The organism is Thomasclavelia sp. (assembly GCF_017889095.1).
Classification (GTDB): domain Bacteria; phylum Bacillota_I; class Bacilli_A; order Erysipelotrichales; family Coprobacillaceae; genus Thomasclavelia.
In genome coordinates, this window is sequence record NZ_JAGHEW010000179.1 from 1 (window position 1) to 4,041 (window position 4,041).

General features: G+C 29.2%; 6 protein-coding genes. All 6 read left to right on the forward strand.

All coding sequences use genetic code 11. The annotated features are described in order from the left end of the window. Positions 1–879: UDP-N-acetylglucosamine 2-epimerase (locus J7M77_RS07755; RefSeq protein WP_296877260.1), on the forward strand; the 879-nt coding region annotated here is incomplete at its 5' end. Between the two features lie 130 nt (positions 880–1,009). After that, positions 1,010–1,336 carry a hypothetical protein gene (locus J7M77_RS07760; RefSeq protein ID WP_296877261.1) on the forward strand — a complete coding sequence of 109 codons (327 nt, stop codon included), beginning with the start codon at positions 1,010–1,012 and terminating at the stop codon, positions 1,334–1,336. Continuing rightward, entirely contained in the window at positions 1,302–1,613 is a 312-nt protein-coding gene (gene vapD / locus J7M77_RS07765; protein ID WP_296877262.1) for a VapD family protein, read from the forward strand. The genes J7M77_RS07760 and vapD overlap by 35 nt, the downstream gene beginning before the upstream one ends. Positions 1,614–1,739: 126 nt before the next feature. Next, positions 1,740–2,798, forward strand: coding sequence for a hypothetical protein (locus tag J7M77_RS07770; RefSeq protein WP_296877263.1), 1,059 nt, complete (start codon positions 1,740–1,742; stop codon positions 2,796–2,798). 165 nt (positions 2,799–2,963) lie between these two features. Then, positions 2,964–3,782, forward strand: a complete 819-nt coding sequence (locus J7M77_RS07775) for a hypothetical protein (RefSeq protein ID WP_296877264.1) — start codon at positions 2,964–2,966, stop codon at positions 3,780–3,782. A gap of 10 nt (positions 3,783–3,792) precedes the next feature. After that, positions 3,793–4,041: Wzz/FepE/Etk N-terminal domain-containing protein (locus J7M77_RS07780; RefSeq protein ID WP_296877265.1), on the forward strand; the 249-nt coding region annotated here is incomplete at its 3' end.

Genomic DNA, 4,041 nt, shown 5'->3' on the forward strand with positions numbered 1-4,041 from the left:
AAACCTGATGCTTTGCTTATTTTAGGAGATACTAACAGTTGTTTAAGTGCTATCAGCGCTAAAAGGTTGCATATTCCAATCTTTCATATGGAAGCGGGGAACAGATGCAAAGATGAATGTTTACCTGAAGAAACCAATCGAAGAATAGTTGATATCATTAGCGATGTTAATTTAGCTTACAGTGAACATGCCAGAAAATATTTACATGAATGTGGACTACCAAAAGAAAGAACTTATGTAACTGGTTCACCTATGGCTGAAGTATTATCTAACAATTTAGAAGAAATTAAAAAATCTGCTATATTAGATAAACTTCATTTACAAAAACAGGGATATATTCTTTTAAGTGCCCATCGAGAAGAAAATATCGACACCAAAAAAAATTTTTTATCACTGTTTAATGCAGTAAACAAAATGGCTGAAAAATATGATATGCCAATATTATATTCATGTCATCCAAGAAGCAAAAAAAGATTAGAAGAAAGTAACTTTAAACTTGATTCAAGAGTGATCCAGCATGAACCGTTAGGATTTCATGACTACAATAATTTGCAGATGAATGCATTTGTAGTAGTAAGTGACAGTGGTACTTTACCGGAAGAAAGTTCCTATTTTACAAGCATCGGTAAATCATTTCCGGCAGTATGTATTCGAACGAGTACCGAAAGACCGGAAGCATTGGATAAAGGCTGTTTTATTTTAGCTGGCATTGATGAATATTCATTGCTCCAGGCTGTAGAAACAGCAGTAGAAATGAACAAAACTGGTGATTTAGGAATACCGGTACCTGATTATATAGAAGAAAATGTAAGTATTAAAGTAGTAAAGATCATTCAGTCATATACAGGAATTGTTAATAAAATGGTATGGCGAAAGTAAAAAAATCTATTCTTTAAAAGAAAATTCACCTTTTGAAAAGTATATATAATAATAGGAGGATAATTAAGATTGTATCAAACAATTAATTTTAGTATTATATTATATAATAGAAAGGTGTGATTTAACTATGATGATGGAAATTTACTTAAGCAAAGAAAAGGCACTACAACATAACATTGACATTAATGAGTGTTATGACAAAATTGATAAATATTTTATCAAAAATGGTGTAAAAAAGATGTCTACTGGTATCTATAAAGGTAATGATAAAGATTTTGATACTATTATGGGTGCTCAATGGAAATTACCTAAAACAAACTGGTTTTTAAAAATAGTCGATAAGTGGTATTGTCGCTATGAGGGAGATACAATCGAATATCGAGAAGATGCTTTAGAATCATATTATCGAATTAAAACTAGAAATGAAAAATTTTTCAAAAACAAGAAAAGCCATTAATTTTGATTTAGATGAAAAGCTTCTTAAAAAACATTATCCTTCAAAAAATTATCGAAATAGTTGGAAAGATATTGGTAAATATTTAGGTAGCAATGGATTTTTACATCGCCAATACTCAGGGTATGTTTCTAAAGACTATATATCAATGTCAGATGTAGGAAATATAGTCATTAACATGGCTGAATATTATTCGTGGCTTGGCTTATGCGTGCAACAATTTGATGTAACGATAGTTGGCAATGAATATAGTTTTGTATCGAGAATTAAAAATTGTTGATTAATAAAAATGAGCGTAAAAAGCTCATTTTTTGCTATCAAAATAATGTGATATTGAGGAACAGTGATTGGGTACTATGTTTAGATGACAATTTAGAATATTTATATTTGGGAGGTGGAAGATGGTATGATAACGATATTAACAATATTTTTTTCAGTTATTAGCATAATTATCGGGTTATATACTTATAAAAAAAGCAGAAAAAAGATTATCATAGTTATTACGATAATTTTTGGATTAGTATGGCTCTATTATAATCGTGAACAAATAAAGGTTGAATTTTGTAATGAATATGGGATTGCATGTCAAAATAGAGTAGAAAAAGAAGGAAATGAACTGCTAAAGGATGCTAAAAAGTATTTGGAAAATAATCAATTTAATTTAGCTTTGAAAAAACTAGATCAAATACCAAATGGCTTTTCTAAAAAGGATGAAGTAGATAATTTGAGAAATAAAATAATTAGATCAGAAACTAATTTTCATATCGAAGAGATTGAAAAATTAGAGTTTGCAGGAAATTATGTAGAAATTATTGATTATATAAATGAGTTATCAGATGAACAAAAAGATACTGCTGAGATAACTAATAAATTGAAGACAGCTCAAAATTATTATGTTGAAGAGCTGTTAAACAATGCTAAATCTATTTTTGAAAATGATGGGTATAAAAATGCAATTGATTATTTGCAGCCATATAGCGATTTATATGAATCAAAAAAGATTGATGATGCTATTGCGTATTATGGTTCGTTTGCTCCAGTAGCTCTTTCTGCTTTAGAACCATTCTATAGTGATAGTAGTACCTATAAAGCCGGCTTTTATACTAAAGATTTGAATAAAGATAATTTAGGGCAGGAACATAAAGATGTAATTGGTGGCTCTTGGGAAAATAAATACAATATAGAAGGTAAGCAATATCAATATATAGAGGGTGTTTTATATTATGTAGAAACAGCAAATGGTTATTCTGGAAAAGAGTTATTCAACACTAAAGGAAGTCTATCGATATATAATGATGAACAGCTAATAGACTCTTTTAAAATCCAACCAGGAGATAAGCCGATTAGTTTTAAGGTTAATATAAGCAATGTATCAGCTTTGAAAATAGTATTTGATGGGTCTGATATGACTCTTTCAGGTACAACCAAGTTTGCTGAACTTGCTGGTGTTCAGTTGCATAAATAGTGATTAACAAATATTCAGAAATAAGTGGTTATAGTTTGGGTGATTAAATAGAATCATCTTTTTTTATGCTTAATAAAATTATTTATAGAAAATAAATAGAATTTTAGATAACTAATTTTTTCTATTCTTATTTAAAAGGTAAAGAAGGTCATAAAGGAGGCTATGATGAAGTATTTAAAAATTATAGTTATTTTTTTATTGCTTACAAGTATTGGATTATACGGATTTTCACTTGTTAAAGCAAGAAACAATCAAGATGATACTTATCCAGTGATTACTAGTGATTTAGAAGTTTTAGAAATTAATTGTAATTATAACGAAAGTGATTTACTTAAAGGATTACATGCCAGGGATGAAAAGGATGGTGATTTAAGTGATGATATCTTAGTAGCCAATTTATCACACTTTTCTTCACTAGGAGTTAGTGAAGTGACTTATGTTGTTTTTGATCATGATCATCATTCGACTACATTTAAACGAACAGTTATTTTTAATGATTATAGATCACCACAAATAAATTTAAGTAAGCCACTATTATTTTCAGCTAATTCAAATAGTGATGTTTTATCAAGTCTTAATGGAAACGATCTGCTTGATGGTGATATAACGACTTCAATAATCTTGGATAATAGTAATGTTAATTATCAAGTACCTGGTGATTATAGCATTGATGTATCTTTAACTAACAGTTTTGGTGATCTTGTTAATCTTACTTTACCAGTTCATGTCGTTGAAAGTGATAGACTTAGTATTGATATTCAGTTAAATAGTTATCTAGTCTATTTAAATCAAGGGGATAGTTTTAATCCCAATACATATTTAAATCAGGTTTTTGATAGTAACGGTAATCAGGTATCTACTAGATTAGTTGATTATCAAAGTAATGTAGATACTAGTAAAGCCGGTGTATATGAAGTTAAATATGCTATTAATGTAGATGGTAAACGGGGACTTACTTATTTAACAGTAATTGTAAATGATTAGGAGTGAGATGATGGAATTTCAAATTAATGATCTAGATTTAAGAAGTATAGTTGTAGATTTATTAAAAAATAGCTGGATAGTTGTTTTGACAATGTTGGCAACTTATTTTTTGATAGCGGGATATTATCGGATAACGTATGTTCCCAACTACAAAGCAACAGCTACTGTGGCAGTGTTGACCAAAGGGAGTACGAGTGGATCGTATAGTTCTTTAAAAACAACGATGAATATGGCTCATGTTTTTAGTGAAGTATTTCGA

Excerpts from the sequence above, each read along its gene's own strand:
- J7M77_RS07775 (WP_296877264.1), top strand. The coding sequence starts at position 2,964 with ATGAAGTATTTAAAAATTATAGTTATTTTTTTATTGCTTACAAGTATT.
- J7M77_RS07770 (WP_296877263.1), top strand. The coding sequence starts at position 1,740 with ATGATAACGATATTAACAATATTTTTTTCAGTTATTAGCATAATTATC.
- J7M77_RS07760 (WP_296877261.1), top strand. The coding sequence starts at position 1,010 with ATGATGGAAATTTACTTAAGCAAAGAAAAGGCACTACAACATAACATT.
- vapD (WP_296877262.1), top strand. The coding sequence starts at position 1,302 with ATGAAAAATTTTTCAAAAACAAGAAAAGCCATTAATTTTGATTTAGAT.